The sequence below is a fragment of the Rosistilla ulvae genome, from assembly GCF_007741475.1.
In the GTDB taxonomy this organism is placed as follows: domain Bacteria; phylum Planctomycetota; class Planctomycetia; order Pirellulales; family Pirellulaceae; genus Rosistilla; species Rosistilla ulvae.
Genome location: NZ_CP036261.1, coordinates 4319230 through 4336044 on the forward strand (window position 1 = coordinate 4319230; position 16815 = coordinate 4336044).

Below are 16815 nucleotides of genomic sequence, written 5' to 3' on the forward strand. Positions count from 1 at the left end.
CAAATTGCAGACTGGAACGGAGTCACTTGCCAATTATGTGGCGACAACGTCGTCCGAGATGAAGTCCTCGGATGCTGCAAATGCGAAACCGAACGATGTCCCGATTGCAGTACCTCGTGCGACTCATGCCTGGATCGGTTTTGCTGTGAGTGTATCTCGTCGTGCGAGCGCTGTGGCGACGATGTCTGTCAAGTGTGCCTGAAGTCGTGCGACGACTGCGGCGATTCTTTTTGTAACACCTGTCTCTTTGAAGGAGCCTGTGATGATTGCGTCACCAAACAAAACGAAGCGAGTGAAGAAGACCGTCGCGACACCAATCAATCGGTCACTGCGGTTTACGCCATACGCGATGGCAAAGCTGCTGTACCTGCGTGATATCGGTCCCACTGAAGTGGGCGGGTTCGGACTCTCTAACGCCAACGTTTTGCTACTGGTTGAAGACATCCAACTTGTCGAACAGGTTTGCTCGGTCGTCTCGGTCGAATTCGATGACGACAGCGTAGCCGACTTCTTCGACCAGCAAGTTGACTCGGGGCGACAACCGGAGCAGTTTGCAAGAATTTGGATTCAACCGCATCCCGCGGCGTCGCCGTTTCCAAGCGTTACCGATGAAGAAACGTTCGAACGCAGTTTTGGTGGAGTCGACTGGGCGGTGATGCATATCATTGCCGAAGAGGGCAACACCTGCACGCGAGCCCGTTTCAATGTCGGTCCCGGTACCGAATGGCGGCTCCGGTCGCGTGTCGAATTCGCCCACCAGTTTCCGGCTGCCGACCATGAATCTTGGTTCATCGAATACTGTGACAACGTCACGGTCAGCGATCCATTTGCATCGGATCGTGCACTTCTTGAGACCTGCGATTCGGATTGGTGGGAGCATGCTCCGTTAGCAACCGATCGCTGGCGTGACAATCTCTCGGAGGCAGTCAGTTGAGTGCGCCCCATAACCGTTTTGAGCGACAACGCCAGCTGGTCCCGATGGATCGGTTGGCGGATGTCGCCGCAACGGTGATCGGTGTCGGCGCGATCGGTCGACATGTGGCGTTGCAGCTCGCTTCGATCGGAACGTCGCGAATCCAGTTGATCGACTTCGATAGCGTTGACTTGTCCAACACGACAACGCAAGGCTACCGAAAGCACGAGGTTGGATGGGCAAAACCGTTTGCCACGTCGCAAGCCATTGGCGAAATTGATCCAACGATCGATGTCATTCGAGTGGAGGACCGTTTTCGTCCGCGCCAAGACATCGGCAATGCAGTGTTTTGCTGCGTCGATTCGATCGCCGCTCGATCTGCAATCTGGCGTTCGGTAAAGTCGCGTGCGGGGTTCTGGGCCGATGGCCGGATGCTTGGCGAAGTGCTGCGAGTCCTTGCCGTCACCGACAACAAGTCCGAATCTCATTACGCTTCGACACTTTTCGCCGCATCCGACGCCCAGCAAGGAACTTGCACGTCACGCAGCACGGTCTACGCCGCCAGCATCGCAGCGGGATTGATGGTTCACCAGTTTACACGCTGGCTCCGCGACATCCCAACCGACGCCGACACCAGCGTCAATCTGCTTTCCGGCGAATGGGACGTTCAAGACGCTTCCTAACGAAACAGACAGGGCACGAGCTTTCACCGAGGCCCCAGCCCCAACACGTGTTCGTAAGGAGGGAAATTGGACGCTTTAGCAGGATGGCTGATCATCGGATTCGTGGCATGGTGGTTTTACAAAACCGGCAAACGCACCGGCAAACGCACCGGCAAACGCACCGGCAGTCGCACCGGCAGTCGCAAAGGCTATAACGTCGGCCGCAGCCGGAGCAGACGCAATCACCACCGCCGCCGCTAACCACCGGAACGTCGTGGCCGCCCTTCGAAGCGGTCACGACGTTCCTTTTTTAGCTATCAGAAAGTCTCACGTGGTCCATCGTTCTTTGGCTTAGCTGAAGCTTTTCCACTCTCTAAACAGCGAGAGAATGTGAAATGCCCCCATTTCTGGTCCACTTTCATGAGAGTAGGGATTAGGCAATTGAATCCGCAGTGGGCTGCTTTCGCGAAGGGAGAGCGCGAGCTCGGCGGTTACTTCAGCTACTACAAGCAAGACCGAAATCACTCGAGTCTTGGCTACCCAACATCCACCCTGTTTGAATCCACTCGCCCAGGTCACGAATAGGCCGTGGACGCGCCCGGAAGCTAGTCAACACCTCAGGCTCTCTAAGCCGAGCCCCAGAGAACCTGAGAGACACCGCCAAACATGGTTTGACACAGCAAGAAACGCCGTAAAAAACACGGCGATCGCGGCAATGATTGAAAGTCTCACGAGGAGGCTCCGTCGAGAATTAGCGGTGGTGGCGATAGACGTGGAAGATGGCCGATCCATATTCGTAGACAATCGATTGTTTTAGGAGTTCATCGTCCTCCAGCAATTCGGGAAAACGAAACTCGTCGATGATAAGCCATAGATCCCGTGGATGATCGTTGAGTGATTGCCGGATCATTTCCAGAAAGGCTTTGGTGACCGGATGGTCGAAGGGCGAATACAAAAAGAAGACGGTTTCGCTGCCGTCCATCTGGTAGTCGAGGATGTTGGTGCAGACGACTTTAATCGAACCCGTTTTGGGCCTCGCTTCTTTGAATGTCTCAACGTTTCGCTCTGCGATCTGACACAAGGCAGGCGAAATTTCTAAACCGACGACTTGGTCGAATCCCTGCTCCGCAGCGAGCAAAAGGATTCGGCCCTTACCGCATCCAACATCGGCGAACACTCCATCGCGAGGGAGAACGACTTTCTCCATGATCTTGCGAAAGTATCGAGCCCGTGTCGGTTTGTATTTGTCAGCATGCTGTTTGTCTTCTTGGCTGATGTCCAGGTCGTTGATGGCGACCTCGGATCGAGTGTCAAGTTGATAGCGTTTATCGAACACGTAGTCGTCGTAGACACTCAAAGCACTTTGAATAGTGCTTGTCGGTCGTTTTGAGAAAACCCGTTTCAGAAGTGCAGTCGTGGGCATATGTACTTTCGGTAATCGCGGTATCGGGCGAAGTTAATTCAATCTGGCGAGGTATTTGTCGGGGGCGGCGAGCAGTTTGTCTTTGCAGCCGTCACAACAAATCCAGACGCTGTTGCCTTCAACGTCGAACTTTTTGGGGGCGTCCATCGTGCCCAGCATCTCGCCGCTGACGGGACAGATGTGTTGGGCCATCGCGGACTTGTAGTCCTCCGGCGACAGCTGCTTCAGTCCAGACATCTGCTCTTCCATCGAGGAAGCCGTATCTGCGGCGGAATGCTCACTACCATGAACATGCTCCTCGTGGGCGTGCGATTCGTGATCGGCACTGGCGGGTGGTGTGTTAGGGGCGGCCGGGCTGCAGCCAAAGAGTCCGACAGCCAGGCTGGCTGCAATGAGGACAGGGACTCGATTTGATAGTCGCATTGGAGGTCCTTTGCGGAATCATGAGAACGGATCGTGGATTTGACGTCCATTTGGATGCACGGGCCGTTGCTTTCTTCACGGGGCGCAGAAAGAATTTGAAATATCTATTTAAACTGATGAAGAAATCCAGACTTCAAACATCTAAAACCTGTGTCCTTTAGAGATGCCCTCAGGGAACGATCCGGTCATGTCATCCAACGATTGCGAAACGGTGCAACAACAACTGTCGGCGTATCACGATGGTGAGTTGTTGGCTGGACAGCAGGCGTTGGTCGCCAGACACGTCGAAGGCTGCGCGGCTTGTGCCGAGTCGCTGAGTTCGTATGCGGCGATCGGGGCTACCTTCGCCGGCGTTCCTGTCGCGAGGAAGCCAGATGATTTGTGGGACCGCATCGAGAGCGATCTGCCTGGCGGCAGGGATTCAGCGACGCTGCCGTCGCGAGTCGCCCAATGGTTCAGCCAGTCGCCCTACCGGGCCGGTGTCGTTTCGATGGCGGCTGCGGTATTGCTGACCCTGGGCTTGAGTCTTTGGCTTGTCGACAGAGCCTCCGTCGTGGTGAAGGAGAGGCATATCGGTGGAGCGATCGCCGCGCACTCGCATTCGCATGACGGGGTGGGGCATCACGAACACGATGCCGAATTCTCGAAGGTCATGGAGGACTATGTGCAAATATTGAGCGTCGACCCCGATGCTGCGGACCATATGCTGCTCACGAAGTACCGCGGCCAACAGGTCGATGCCGACGGTGCGATGAAGTTGGTTGGGTATCGTCCTGTCGTTTCCAAAGGGCTTCCCGAGGGGTATTCGTTGGCATCGACGAGCGTTTTGAAGATGCCGTGCTGCACCTGCGTCAAGGCGGTTTGCAAGCGTAACGACGGTTCGACGCTGGTTCTGTTTGAACATGACGACGAAGAGACGGCTTGGTTTGGCGGTCGCCGGCAGAGTATGGCGATGTGTGGCGACAAGAATTGCTGCCTCGTTGATCTCGATTCCAGTATCGCGGCAACTTGGAAGCAGGGTTCGCGAAGCGTCACGGCTGTTGGCGTTCGCGACCAAGACGAAGTGGCGAAGCTGGTGACCTGGTTGGGGAAGTTGAATGTCGAGAGTTGAGAGAGTAATGAGAGCAAAGCGTCCGGCCAAATTTCCATCTGACAAACTCGCAACCCTGAGCTCTCAACCAATCGCATGATGGAATTCTTCAAACGCCACCGCGGAAAACTTTGGATTGCTCAAGCGGTGGCGTTTGTGCTGCTTGGTGTCTTCGTCGCATCTTGGTTTGCCGGCGGGGCGAAAGTCTCGACGACTTCCGCTACGTCGAATTCCGGGGAGAAGCAAAGTAAGCCGTCGATTTGGACTTGCGCGATGCACCCGCAAATACGTCGCGATGGTCCGGGCAGTTGTCCGGTTTGCGGCATGGACTTGGTTCCGGTCGGGGAGTCGGCCGACGGCGTTCGCACGGTTTCGATCAGTCCCGCGATCAAGAGCCTAATGAACCTTCAGGTCAGCCCAGTGCGTCGCCAATACGTGACGGCCGACGTTCGCATGGTCGGCAAGGTCGCATACGATGAAACTCGCCTCGCCCACATCACTGCTTGGGTCCCCGGCCGATTGGAACGCATGTTCGTCGACTTCACCGGCGTCGAGGTGAAGAAGGGGGACCACATGGTGCAAATCTACAGCGAGGCACTTTACACCGCACAGGAAGAACTGCTTGCGGTGACCAAGCGTGATCGACCGCTGAGTACCTCACGATTCATCGAACCACTCGATCTTGCTGAATCGGCTCGCGAGAAGCTGCGTTTACTCGGTTTGACGGCGGAGCAGATTCAGACGATCGAAGAACGTGGCACGTCTTCCGAAACCGTGACGATCTACTCGCCCGTCGGTGGCGTGGTGGTTTCGAAGAACAAGCAAGAAGGCGATCGCGTTCAAACGGGCGACCGCATCTACACCGTCGCTGACTTAAAGGTCTTATGGGTTCAGATGGATGCTTACGAATCCGACTTGGCTTGGTTGCGGTACGGGCAGGACGTCGAGTTCACAACAGAAGCTTATCCCGGCGAATTGTTCCGCGGCCGAATCGCGTTCATTGACCCGGTGCTAAACGAAGACACTCGGACGGTGAAGGTGCGAGTCAACGTACCGAACGATGATGGTCGCTTAAAACCGGAAATGTTCGTGCGAGCAATCGTGCAGAGTGACATCGCGGCGGGCGGTCGAGTGCTCAACGCTTCGCTGGCGGGAAAGTGGATCAGCCCGATGCACCCGGAAATCATAAAAGACCAACCGGGCGATTGTGACATTTGCGGCATGCCGTTGGTGCGAGCCGAGTCGCTTGGCTACGTCACAGCGGAGCCAACGAGCGCCGCAAAACCTTTGATCGTGCCGGTGAAGGCTGTGTTGCTGACGGGAACGCGAGCGATTGTGTACGTCCAGATTCCCGACGCCGACAAGCCGACTTACGAAGGTCGCGAGATTGTGATCGGTCCGCGCGCCGGCGACTTCTACCTAGTGAAGTCAGGGCTCGAAGAAGGCGACTTGGTCGTGACCAACGGCAACTTCAAACTCGATAGTGCGCTCCAGATTTCTGCGAAGCCCTCGATGATGACACCGCAAGGTGGCGGCGGAGGAGGCCACAACCACGGCGGCATGGAAATGCCAAAAGCAGACCAAGGGGTGACGATGGACGCGAGTCCGATGAACTTGGTGCCAGCGGTACGTGATGCGATGCAGGGTATTGTTGAGCAATACAAAACGATTCAAGAAAGGGTTGAAGCTGCGAACCTCGCAGAGATTCGCGAAGGCTATGACCAACTCAATAAAGCTGTCGAGGCAGTGCCGGCGGACTTGATCGGTCCACAAATGCGACCGCCGTGGTTCGAGGTCGTGATGCTATTGCGGAACGATATCACTGAGGGCCGCGAGGTGAATTCCATGCGTGAAGCCGATCGGGTCTTCGCGTTAACTCGGCAGCACATTGATCAGATGAAGGCTCAGTTCCCGTTGCCGATGTTACACGACGAAATGCAGATGCCGGCGATGGCGAACATGGATGCTCCGCCTGAAGTCGCTGAGCAACTCAGTGGTTTTGTCGCTCCTTATCTGCAACTTAGCCAAGCACTCGCAGCAGAGGATTTGGAAGCCGCGAAGCGAGCGGTCGAGCCGTTGCATCAGCGATTGGCGGGCTTGCTGCCGATCGTCTCCGAAGCCAAAGCGGTCGAAGTGTGGGGCAAAGAGAAACGCGACTTGTCCGAGATCGTTGCAAGATTGCAGGAGGCGAACAATCTCGCCGCTTTGCGTAGCGGGTTCGCTTTACTGTCCGAGCAGATGTTGAGTCTCGAGCGAATGTTCGGACTGCCGACCGACGAAACACTTTATGAGCTTCATTGTCCGATGGCCTTCGCGGGTCGCGGTGCGTCGTGGCTTCAATCCGACGACGCGGTTCGCAATCCGTACTACGGCGCGTCGATGCTCCGCTGCGCGGATCGAGTTGAGAGTTTAGGGTCGAGAGTTGAGAGCAAATAGGGAGAGGCGATGTTCGGATTTGAAAAGCTCGACGTTTGGCAGAAATCGGTCGACTTGGCCGCTGACGTTTATCGGCTGACTCGCGAATTTCCGGACTACGAAAAGTTTGGACTGGCAAATCAGATGCGGCGAGCCGCGGTGTCAATCTCATCCAATATTGCAGAGGGAAGTGCTCGCGACTCCAAGAAAGATTTTTCTCGATTCCTTCAGATCGCCTACGGCTCAACGATGGAGGTTGTTTCTCAGCTCCATATCGCTCAAAGGCAAGAATTCATCGCGAAAGAAGATGCATGCAAACTCTACAAGGACTGCGAAGAAATCGCACGAATGACCAGCGGACTTAAACGAAGCTTGAGCATCTAAACATGCCCAACGCTCAACCCTCAACCCTCGACTCTCAACTAGACGAAGCGAAGCGAAGTCCGCTTGGCCGGCTGATCTGGTTTTGCTTGACCAACAAGCTTGTCATCTTGCTGCTGGTCATTGCGACGATTGTGTGGGGCGTCATGGTCGCTCCGTTCGATTGGGACACCGGAGCGTTGCCTCGCGATCCCGTTCCCGTCGATGCGATTCCGGACATTGGCGAGAACCAACAAATTGTGTTCACCCAGTGGATGGGCCGCAGCCCGCAAGACGTCGAGGACCAGATCGGTTATCCATTGACGGTCGCGCTGCTGGGAATCCCTGAAGTCAAAACGATCCGCAGCTATTCGATGTTCGGCTTCTCGTCGATCTACATCATCTTTGGCGAAGACGCGGACTTCTATTGGTCGCGAACGCGAGTGCTGGAAAAGCTGAACAGTCTTCCGGCCGGCACGCTTCCAGAAAGTGTCCAACCAACGCTGGGACCGGACGCGACGGCACTCGGGCAGATCTATCTCTACACGCTCGAAGGTCACGATCCCGATGGCAATCCAACAGGTGGCTGGGATCTGCGCGAACTGCGAACGATCCAGGATTACTACGTTCGCTACGCGTTGACGTCGGCCGAAGGGATCAGTGAAGTCGCGTCGATCGGCGGCTTCGTTCAAGAATACCAAATCGACGTGGACCCCGACGCGATGCGGGCCGCTGGCGTGACGCTTGCCAATGTGTTTGAGTCGATTCGGATGACAAACGTCGACGTCGGTGCTCGGACGATCGAACTGAACAAGGCTGAATATGTCATCCGCGGTCTCGGTTTCATCGAAAGCGTCGAAGACATCGAAAAGACGGTCGTGAAGGTGACCGATAACGTGCCGATCACGGTGGCCGACGTTGGCAACGTGTCGCTAGGTCCGGCACTGCGGCGAGGTGCGTTGGACAAAGCCGGTGCCGAAGCGGTTGGCGGTGTCGCGGTGGTGCGATACGGGTACAACCCGTTGGCGGCGATCAAGAACATCAAACAGCGAATCCAAGAGGTATCGCCCGGCCTGCCGACGAAGGTGTTGGTCGACTACCAGAAAACGACCGCCGACGAAGTTGACCTGTACGCGGATCGCAACGGTCTTGAATCCATCACCGGAGCAACGACCAGCAGCGACGCTTGGGTGAAGCATCTTCGCGGCATGTCGCAGGACAAATGGCCCGCGTGGATCACGACCAGCCAAGTCGCCGTCGTGCCGTTCTACGATCGAACCGGATTGATCTACGAAACGCTTGGAACGCTGAACACGGCACTCATCGAAGAAATCTTGGTCACCATCATCGTGATCTTGGTGATGGTTGTTCACTTGCGTAGTTCGTTTCTGATCAGTGCTCTGTTGCCGCTCGCGGTGCTGATGTGCTTTATCGCGATGAAAACTTTCGGGGTCGATGCCAACATCGTTGCACTGTCGGGTATCGCGATCGCGATCGGCACGATGGTCGACATGGGGATCATTCTCACAGAGAACATTCTCAAATACTTGGATGAGGCTGCGCCAGAAGATGACAAGCTGACGGTGATTTTCAAAGCGGCTCACGAAGTCGCCGGTGCGGTACTGACAGCCGTGACGACGACCGTTGTCAGCTTCTTGCCCGTTTTCACGATGATTGGTGCGGAAGGGAAACTGTTTCGTCCGTTGGCGTTCACCAAGACGTTTGCATTAGCCGCGTCAGTGATTGTCGCGTTGACCATCATTCCGCCGGCGGCTCACATTTTGATGGGCGGCCGAATCGAATCAAAGAGCCTGCGCAGGGGAGCTTGGTTTGCCTTGCTGATTCTGGGCATCGCCGCGTCGATGCTGTTGACTTGGTGGGTGGGAGCAATCTTGATCGGATTGTCCGCCTACAAGTTGTGGGAAGAACGCATCCCCGAACGGTTCCAGCGATATGGACCTTACGGGGCCAGTGCCGTTGCCGCGTTGGTCGTGGGTGTGCTGCTGACGCAGGAGTGGTTGCCGCTCGGGCCGCAGAAGGGTTTGCTGCTGAACTTGTTGTTCGTCGGCGGATTGATCGGCGGCATCCTTGGGTTCTTTACCGTCTTTCAGCGATTCCTCTACGAACCAATCCTGCGTTGGTGCCTGAATCACAAGCTCGCGTTTCTGACACTACCCACAGCGATCTTGCTGTTCGGCGGATCGGCGTGGCTCGGTGTCGACAAAGTGTTCGGCATCGTTCCCAAGACGTTTTCGCTGGTTGGCGTATCCGAAGCGTCCATCCGAAATTCACGACCGTGGCAAGCAGCAACGAACGTCCTGCCGGGACTGGGCAAAGAGTTCATGCCGCCGCTCGACGAGGGCTCGTTCCTCTACATGCCAACGACGATGCCGCACGCTTCGATCGGCGAAGCGATGGATGTGTTGCAGTTGCAGAATCAATTGCTTGTTTCGATCCCCGAAGTCGAATCGGTCGTCGGCAAGATCGGCCGCGCCGACACGCCACTCGATCCGGCTCCCGTATCGATGATCGAGACCTACATCACCTACAAGTCAGAATACAAATCGGACGTAGCCGGCCATCGGCTGAACTTTCGCTATGACGACCAAGCCAAAGATTTCGTCCGCGACGAAGCCGGAGAATTGATCCTTGATCCAGCCGGTCGATCGTTCCGCCAATGGCGAGACGAAATCGGCTCGCCTGATGACATTTGGCAAGCGATCACGACGGCGGCCCAGATTCCTGGCACGACGTCGGCGCCAAAACTGCAACCGATCGCAGCGCGGATCGTGATGCTGCAAAGCGGGATGCGTGCGCCGATGGGAATGAAGGTCAAAGGCCCGGACCTAGAAACCATCGAACGGGTTGCCTTGGAATTGGAATCGCTGCTGAAACAGATTCCCACCGTTCAATCGTCTGCTGTCATCGCCGACCGGATTGTAGGCAAGCCGTATTTGGAAATCGACATCGACCGCGATGCTATCAAGCGGTACGGATTGCACATCCGCAGTGTGCAGGACGTGATTGAAGTCGCGATCGGCGGCCGGCAAATCACGACGACCGTTGAAGGTCGCGAACGGTTTCCCGTTCGTGTGCGTTATGCTCGCGAGCTGCGCGACGATCTCGAATCACTCGATCGGATATTGGTCCCGACGCCATCGGGTGCCCAGATTCCGCTCGGCCAGCTCGCCGTCATCCGCTACACGCGCGGCCCGCAAGTCATCAAGAGTGAAGACACGTTCTTGCTCGGTTACGTTCTGTTTGACATGAAACCCGGTGAAGCGGAGGTCGATGTCGTCGAGCATGCTCAAGCGTTCCTGCAAGCGAAGATCGAATCCGGCGAGTTCACGTTGCCGGCAGGCGTGACGTACACCTTCGCTGGCAACTACGAAAACCAAATTCGCTCGCAGAAGACTTTGGCGATTGTGCTGCCACTCGCCCTCGGGATCATCTTCTTGATCCTGTACCTTCAATTCAAATCGGCGATCACGACATCGCTGGTTTTCAGTGGCATCCTGATTGCGTGGGCCGGCGGCTTCATCATGCTGTGGTTATACGGCACCACGTGGTTCCTGGACTTCAGTATTTTGGGAACCGATATGCGTGATTTGTTCCAAGTCAAAACGATCAATCTCAGCGTCGCCGTTTGGGTCGGCTTCCTCGCCCTGTTTGGGATCGCCAGCGACGACGGTGTGGTGATCGCATCGTACCTGGACGAGAGTTTCCGAAAGGATCGCATTGAAAACGCTCAGCAAGCTTGACAAGCCACGGTCACCGCCGGCATGCGACGCGTTCGACCCTGTTTGATGACTACCGCGACCACTCTGCTCGCCCTGATCCCCGTGCTCACGTCGACCGGCCGCGGTAGCGACATCATGGTTCCGATGGCGATCCCCAGCTTTGGCGGCATGACGATCGAGATCATGACGATGCTGGTCGTCCCGGTGCTGTACTGCAGCGCGATGGAGTGGAAGTTGCGGCTGGGCATTAAGGACGAGCGATTCGCCGAGAACGCTTGAATCTGAAAGGAGCCTGAGAGTCTGCCTTTCCTCAGTCCACGCAAGGCAGCTGGTACCCCCGTGGGGTATGACTACAATTTGCTGAATGCAGCATCGGAATGAACGCAGCGAAGATGAACCAATTGACGACGAAACGGTAAATGCCGGTGCGGCCGGGGATCGCGATGCGCTACGAAGCATCTACGAAGCGACATCGGATCGCGTCTTCCGTTTGATGGTTCGGATGGTCGGCCCACAGGACGCCGATGACCTGACGCAACAAACTTTTGTCCGAGCGTTCACGCGGCTCGCCCAGTTCAGCGGCCAATCGAAGTTCCAGACCTGGCTGTACCGATTGGCCACCAACGAAGCTTTGCAGCATCTGCGACGCGAGAAGCATCGACGGACGAAGCAGTTGATCGTTGAGCCAACGATGCTGGCAACCGACCACGTCGAGCAAGACGAACGAATCGCGATGCTCCGTCAGGCCCTCGATCAACTCGATCCGGAACTGCGAGCCATCTTCACGCTCAAAGAAGAGAGCGGGTTGTCGTACCAGCAGATCGCCCAGACGCTAGACATCCCGGAAGGGACCGTCGGTTCGCGGCTGAATCGTGCGCGTCGGGAACTGCGGAAGCTTTTGGAGTGAAGGAGTTGGGAGTGAAGGAGTTGGGAGTGAAGGAGTTGGGAGTGAAGGAGTTGGGAGTGAAGGAGTTAGGAGTGAAGGAGTTGGGAGTGAAGGAGTTGGGAGTGAAGAAGTTGCATTCTCCCAACTCCCTCACTCCCAACTCCCCTACTTCTTAATAAGGGCAGCCCACCGTGCGATCCAATTGAGCGATCGTGCCGGCCAGCGTGGCGTCGATGCGGGCTAACTGGGTCTCGAACATGAGGAGTTCGCGGTAGGTTTCGATAAGCGTGAAGAAGTCGGTTCGTTTGCCTCGGTAGTCGGCGATCGACAGTTTCAGGGTGTCCTCGGTGCGAGGAATGATGCGGTCTTCGTAGATGTCACGTTGTTCGCTCAACGCATCCGCTTGCGCGATCAAACGCCGGATCTTGCCATAAAGCTCATCCCGTTCGGCTTCCAGGCGTCTGGTTGTGCTGCTGGTTCGATGCGACGCTTCGCGGATCCCCGCGTCGATCTTATCTCGCCAAATAGGAAGCGTCGTGCCTAAATTGAAACTGATGTTGTCGTGGCCGTTGGCAACGGGACTGAGCACGCTGCTGCTGTCGCTGATCAATCCCCAATTCACGCCAACGGTAAAGTCGGGGTACTTCTGCAAACAGGCCAGACGTTGCTTTTCTCGATCGCGTTGGATCTCCCAAGCCAGGCCACGCAGTTTCGGATTGCACTGTTCGGCCAGCGAGATCAGCGATTCGATCTGCTGGGGCGTGTCGGCAATGTCGAGCCTGTCAGTCGTTTCGGGGACGAGTCCAACAGGCTGTTGTAACAGCGTGGCGAGATCCGCTTGAGCGATCTGTTTTTGTTTGCGAAGCGAGATCAATTGTTCGTCGAGGCGATCGGTCTCGAGTTGGGCACGCAGGACATCTTGTTGGGATCCGCCGCTGCGATACCTCGCCTCTGCAACATCGGTTAGATCGGCGACGAGGTCTTTGGTCTCTTCGATGATCGCGATCGCTCGGCCTGCGAACCAGACTTCGTAATAGGCGAGCCGAACCGATTCCGTGATCTCACGCGCGATCAGATCGACCTCCGCTTGCGCGATCTGAACTTCACGACTGGCGATGACAGCTTTGGTTTGCAGCTTTTTCGGGAACGGAACCATCTGGTTGACCGACATCTGGTGACCGACCCGCCCTGCAGCGGTCTCCAGGGCTTGATCTTGGATCGGCCAGAAAGTGTTGTTGAACGTCGGGTCGGGTAAGGCTTTGGCTTGTGGTATTACATAGGTCGCAGCGGCGACGCGCTGTCGCGCAGCAAGCAACTTAGGGTGACGCGCGAGTGCCGTGCTGATGTAGTAGTCGACTGAAGCAGGGGGGAAGCTGGGAGAAGGGGAGTTGGCTTCCTTTTTCTCAGGGGCCGCTTCATTACCGTTTTCTTTGCCTACGGCTTCCTTGTCTCCTTCACTCCCATCTCCCAACTCACCATCTTCCTTAGGCGGGTCGAGCTGCAGCGCTTTTCCGGTGCTGCGCTCGCCAGCTTCCGCGGGGGCTTGCGCGATGAGGGTAGGGGCTGCGAAGACGACGCCATCATTGTAGCCGACGGGTCGAATGGTCCCTGTTTCTGGTTCGCTGAGGACTTGCTGCCAGTCGACCGCGCGGATTGCGACCGAGTTGGTCGGAGCGACTTGCGGAGGTGCCATCGAGACGCTAACGTCCCGCTGCGAAGCGCAGCCAGACGCCGATGAAGCGATCAATGCTGCCAAAAGCAGACGTTTCGCGAGTTTCGTCGTGGGCTGTGGAATTTGCCGATCCATGGCGTGAATATCCTGATGAGCTATACTGAACGCAGTCAAAGTTTGCCTAACCGACTGTTTCCCCTTGAACAATGCAGCCGATTTTGCGATACATTTGATATACCTGGCATGGGTATCTTTTTCGGAAGGTCACATTGAGCAACTCCCCCATAATTCGCACCGTCGTTAATCTCTGCCTGATCGCTGCAATGGTGATTCAGCCGATTGCGATTGCGCACGCCGGATGTGCTCAAGGAGCGTGCTGTAACGCACAGTCGCGATGCAACGCTTGCAATATATGTGAAGTCGAGGCCGATGGTGGCTTTTGCGGTTGCTGCAGCCAAATCAAGCCCAAGCCGGGCGGATGCTGTGACAAGACATCTGAAAAAAAGCAGCGCGTCGACGATTCCGAAGGTTCGGTTGGCAAGCTGTCGCCGGGCGATGGCGAAGAATTGGTAGACGGACAACCTTCGTTATCTTCCTGCCGGTGCGGGGTGCGTTCGGAGCCGATAGCACCTGCGCCTCAGCGGTCGCCTGTTTCACAAGAGCGAGACTTGGTCGTGATTGCCTATTTAGATCACACCCAAACCGAATCGGGTCTTTCGCTCCTGTCCGAGCATGGGAACTTACGATTGCCGATCGGTAGTCTGGCTCCACACTTCTCGCAGCGGATTCTCTGCATCTGGCGCATTTAGCGCCGCCTCTTTGAGAGAACTGCGCGCTCGCAGTTCTTTACCACCAACTTGGCTTTCCAGTGATCGATGCTGCGCGCTCATCCTGCCGGAGGCCTTCCGAGTTGCATCCCTGCGCGATCCATTTCGCGTCACCACAGCAAGCAGAACCACCGGGCATATCCGCCAAGTGAGTGATTGGTTTGCGATCGGCGCTGCATAGCAGATCGCGGATCGATCGCCGTACCGATTGGCGATTGTGGCTGGAACCGTCGTGTGCCGTAGAACGCATTGAGAACTGACATGAATCAGGAAGAAGATAAACGAACCGAAGAACCGGAACCCGACGTCACGAATGTGGCGGAGGGAAGTATGGGAGATGAGAAGACGGGGAGTTCGGGAGATGGGGAGCGGGGGAGTCAGGGAGATGTTGAGCCCATGGGCTCCCAGTCTCCTTCACTCCCAGTCTCCCCCTCTGCTTCGACATGGCTGTTGCGCACTGGCGTGCAGGCCGCAACTGTCGTTGTCGTCGCCGGTCTCGTGTTTTTCCTGCTCGGTGTCGCACAGCGAACGCAGTGGTTGACCGCTGATGGTTTCTCCGGCGGCAAAGATGCAGCCGTGTCCGAAGCCGTTGGTGGCGAAGACAAGCGATACATCTGCCCGATGATGTGCACGCCACCGTCCACCGAACCAGGTCGCTGCCCCGTCTGTGCGATGGAACTGGTCGAAGCGACCGGCGGCGGTGGCGGCGATGGTATCTCGGTCACTATCGAAGCATCCGCTCGGCGGTTGGTCGGTATTCAAACGGCAATGTCGATGATGGGCGAAGTCAATCGAACGATCCGCACCATCGGCTCGATCGACTTCGACGAAAGCCAACTGTCGACCATCAGTGCGTACATCGACGGCCGTCTGGAAAAGATGTACGCGAACTACGCCGGTGTGAAGGTCAATGAAGGCGACGACCTGGCGTTGATCTACAGCCCGCAGCTTTACACCGCACAAACCGAGTTCATCACCAGCATGAACAGCGATGGCAAGATCGGTCGCTTTCAAATCTCTGGCGGCGATCTGAACAAGATGGCTCGGGAGAATTTGACTGAACTGGGGATGACGGAAAGTCAGATCGACCAGTTGGGGAAGTCGGGTAAACCAATGTCGCGTATCCGTATCAAGTCACCGCAGAGTGGAACAGTGATCGAGAAGTCGGCTGTTGAAGGCGACTACGTCAAAACGGGACACAAGCTCTACCGAGTAGCCGACCTAAGCAGTGTTTGGCTGATGCTTGATCTGTTTCCCGACGACGCATCGGCTGTTCGATTCGGTCAACAAGTCGAAGCGGAAATTCAGTCGATGCCCGGCGAAGTGTTTACCGGCCGCGTCGCTTTCATTGACCCCACCGTGAACCCGAAGACTCGAACGGTACGCGTCCGTGTCGAGATCATGAACTTTGACGGCAAACTGCGACCAGGCGACTACGCGACTGCTCGGGTCACCGTGCCAGCAATCCCAATGGACCAAGTTTACGATCCGGCGTTGGCGAACAAATACATCAGCCCGATGCACCCGCAGGTCATCCGCGACGAACCGGGGACATGCCCACTTTGCGATATGGATTTGGTGCCGACGTCGCAACTTGGGTTCGCATCAGAGCCTTTGCCGATGCAGCAAGTCGTGACTGTGCCGCGCGACGCCGTGCTTCTAGCTGGCGAGAATAGCGTGATCTACGTCGAAACCGAACCCGGTCGTTTTGAGATACGCCGAGTGACAGTCGGTCCCATGAATCGAAAAGAAGCGGTGATCGTCGAAGGGCTTTCGGCTGGTGAGACGGTTGCGACAGGTGGCAATTTCTTGATCGACTCACAAATGCAGCTCGCCGGAAACCCATCGTTGATGGACCCCACGAAGGCACCGAGCTATTCACCGGGACCGCTCGAGCTTCCCAAAACGAACCCCGTTATGTTGGCGACCGACGCTGGCAAAACGCTTGATCGAACCTACGACGCGTACTTTGAAATCCAATGTGCGATGGCGGCCGACCAAACGCCTCCGCCCGTCGCATTGAACACGCTGATCGAAGGACTCCGCGAACTAGAACTGTCGGCCGGTGTTCCCGATGAAGCTCAACGCAAGTTTGCGACCGCTCGCCGTGCGGCATCTCGTATGGATGGTTCGTTGGAAACGGCTCGCGAAGCCTATCGCGGCGTCAGTCACGCGATGTTGCGAGCGGCCACGGTGGCTCGCGGGCCGAAGACGGCTGTGAAGTTGACGCACTATTACTGCCCGATGGTTCCTGGCGGCGGTGGCGACTGGATGCAGCCCGGCGGCGATTTGCAGAACCCGTATTGGGGCAGCGAGATGCTGACGTGCGGAGAAGTCGTCCGTGACATGGCGATGCCGGTTAGCGAAATCCCCTCGATCGCTCGTACGGTGCAGTAAGGAGACG

The 16815-nt window shown here is 56.6% G+C and carries 10 protein-coding genes and 1 pseudogene; 8 read left to right on the top strand and 3 right to left on the bottom strand.

The genetic code is table 11. The annotated features are described in order from the left end of the window. Window positions 1-262 precede the first annotated feature (262 nt). Both EC9_RS15235 and EC9_RS15240 read left to right on the top strand, forming a co-directional pair. Entirely contained in the window at window positions 263-934 is a 672-nt protein-coding gene (locus EC9_RS15235; protein WP_246105697.1) for a hypothetical protein, read from the top strand. Beyond that, the gene (locus tag EC9_RS15240) at window positions 931-1596 is read left to right on the top strand and encodes a ThiF family adenylyltransferase (protein ID WP_246105698.1); all 666 of its coding nucleotides are present in this window, start codon (window positions 931-933) and stop codon (window positions 1594-1596) included. The genes EC9_RS15235 and EC9_RS15240 overlap by 4 nt, the downstream gene beginning before the upstream one ends. Before the next feature lie 730 nt (window positions 1597-2326). Here the strand turns inward: EC9_RS15240 and EC9_RS15245 are convergent. Next, window positions 2327-2932, bottom strand: a complete 606-nt coding sequence (locus tag EC9_RS15245) for a class I SAM-dependent methyltransferase (RefSeq protein ID WP_218934162.1) — start codon at window positions 2930-2932, stop codon at window positions 2327-2329. A gap of 99 nt (window positions 2933-3031) precedes the next feature. After that, the gene (locus tag EC9_RS15250) at window positions 3032-3421 is read right to left on the bottom strand and encodes a hypothetical protein (protein ID WP_145346596.1); all 390 of its coding nucleotides are present in this window, start codon (window positions 3419-3421) and stop codon (window positions 3032-3034) included. A 187-nt stretch (window positions 3422-3608) separates the two neighbouring features. On the opposite strand from EC9_RS15250, the gene EC9_RS15255 reads away from it, so the two are divergent. From EC9_RS15255 to EC9_RS15275, 5 genes and pseudogenes are all read left to right on the top strand, one after another. Further along, on the top strand, window positions 3609-4532 hold the full coding sequence (locus EC9_RS15255; RefSeq protein WP_145346597.1) for an anti-sigma factor family protein: 924 nt from the start codon (window positions 3609-3611) through the stop codon (window positions 4530-4532). Window positions 4533-4784: 252 nt separating this feature from the next. Continuing rightward, window positions 4785-6947 carry an efflux RND transporter periplasmic adaptor subunit gene (locus tag EC9_RS15260; RefSeq protein WP_246105699.1) on the top strand — a complete coding sequence of 721 codons (2163 nt, stop codon included), beginning with the start codon at window positions 4785-4787 and terminating at the stop codon, window positions 6945-6947. A 9-nt stretch (window positions 6948-6956) separates the two neighbouring features. Then, window positions 6957-7310 carry a four helix bundle protein gene (locus EC9_RS15265; protein WP_145346599.1) on the top strand — a complete coding sequence of 118 codons (354 nt, stop codon included), beginning with the start codon at window positions 6957-6959 and terminating at the stop codon, window positions 7308-7310. A gap of 2 nt (window positions 7311-7312) precedes the next feature. Then, a pseudogene (locus EC9_RS15270) lies at window positions 7313-11305 on the top strand (efflux RND transporter permease subunit). A gap of 85 nt (window positions 11306-11390) precedes the next feature. Then, window positions 11391-11933 (top strand): RNA polymerase sigma factor, encoded by a 543-nt coding sequence (locus EC9_RS15275; protein ID WP_145346600.1) that lies wholly within the window; start codon window positions 11391-11393, stop codon window positions 11931-11933. Between the two features lie 151 nt (window positions 11934-12084). Here EC9_RS15275 and EC9_RS15285 read toward each other — a convergent pair whose 3' ends face one another. Beyond that, window positions 12085-13605, bottom strand: coding sequence for a TolC family protein (locus EC9_RS15285; RefSeq protein ID WP_315852291.1), 1521 nt, complete (start codon window positions 13603-13605; stop codon window positions 12085-12087). Between the two features lie 1067 nt (window positions 13606-14672). Here EC9_RS15285 and EC9_RS15295 point away from each other — a divergent pair. Then, window positions 14673-16808, top strand: coding sequence for an efflux RND transporter periplasmic adaptor subunit (locus EC9_RS15295; RefSeq protein ID WP_145346603.1), 2136 nt, complete (start codon window positions 14673-14675; stop codon window positions 16806-16808). The last annotated feature ends 7 nt before the right edge of the window (window positions 16809-16815 follow it).

Excerpts from the sequence above, each read along its gene's own strand:
- EC9_RS15275 (WP_145346600.1), top strand. The coding sequence starts at position 11,391 with ATGCAGCATCGGAATGAACGCAGCGAAGATGAACCAATTGACGACGAA.
- EC9_RS15255 (WP_145346597.1), top strand. The coding sequence starts at position 3,609 with ATGTCATCCAACGATTGCGAAACGGTGCAACAACAACTGTCGGCGTAT.
- EC9_RS15250 (WP_145346596.1), bottom strand. The coding sequence starts at position 3,421 with ATGCGACTATCAAATCGAGTCCCTGTCCTCATTGCAGCCAGCCTGGCT.
- EC9_RS15285 (WP_315852291.1), bottom strand. The coding sequence starts at position 13,605 with ATGGCACCTCCGCAAGTCGCTCCGACCAACTCGGTCGCAATCCGCGCG.
- EC9_RS15260 (WP_246105699.1), top strand. The coding sequence starts at position 4,785 with ATGCACCCGCAAATACGTCGCGATGGTCCGGGCAGTTGTCCGGTTTGC.
- EC9_RS15265 (WP_145346599.1), top strand. The coding sequence starts at position 6,957 with ATGTTCGGATTTGAAAAGCTCGACGTTTGGCAGAAATCGGTCGACTTG.
- EC9_RS15295 (WP_145346603.1), top strand. The coding sequence starts at position 14,673 with ATGAATCAGGAAGAAGATAAACGAACCGAAGAACCGGAACCCGACGTC.
- EC9_RS15235 (WP_246105697.1), top strand. The coding sequence starts at position 263 with ATGATTGCGTCACCAAACAAAACGAAGCGAGTGAAGAAGACCGTCGCG.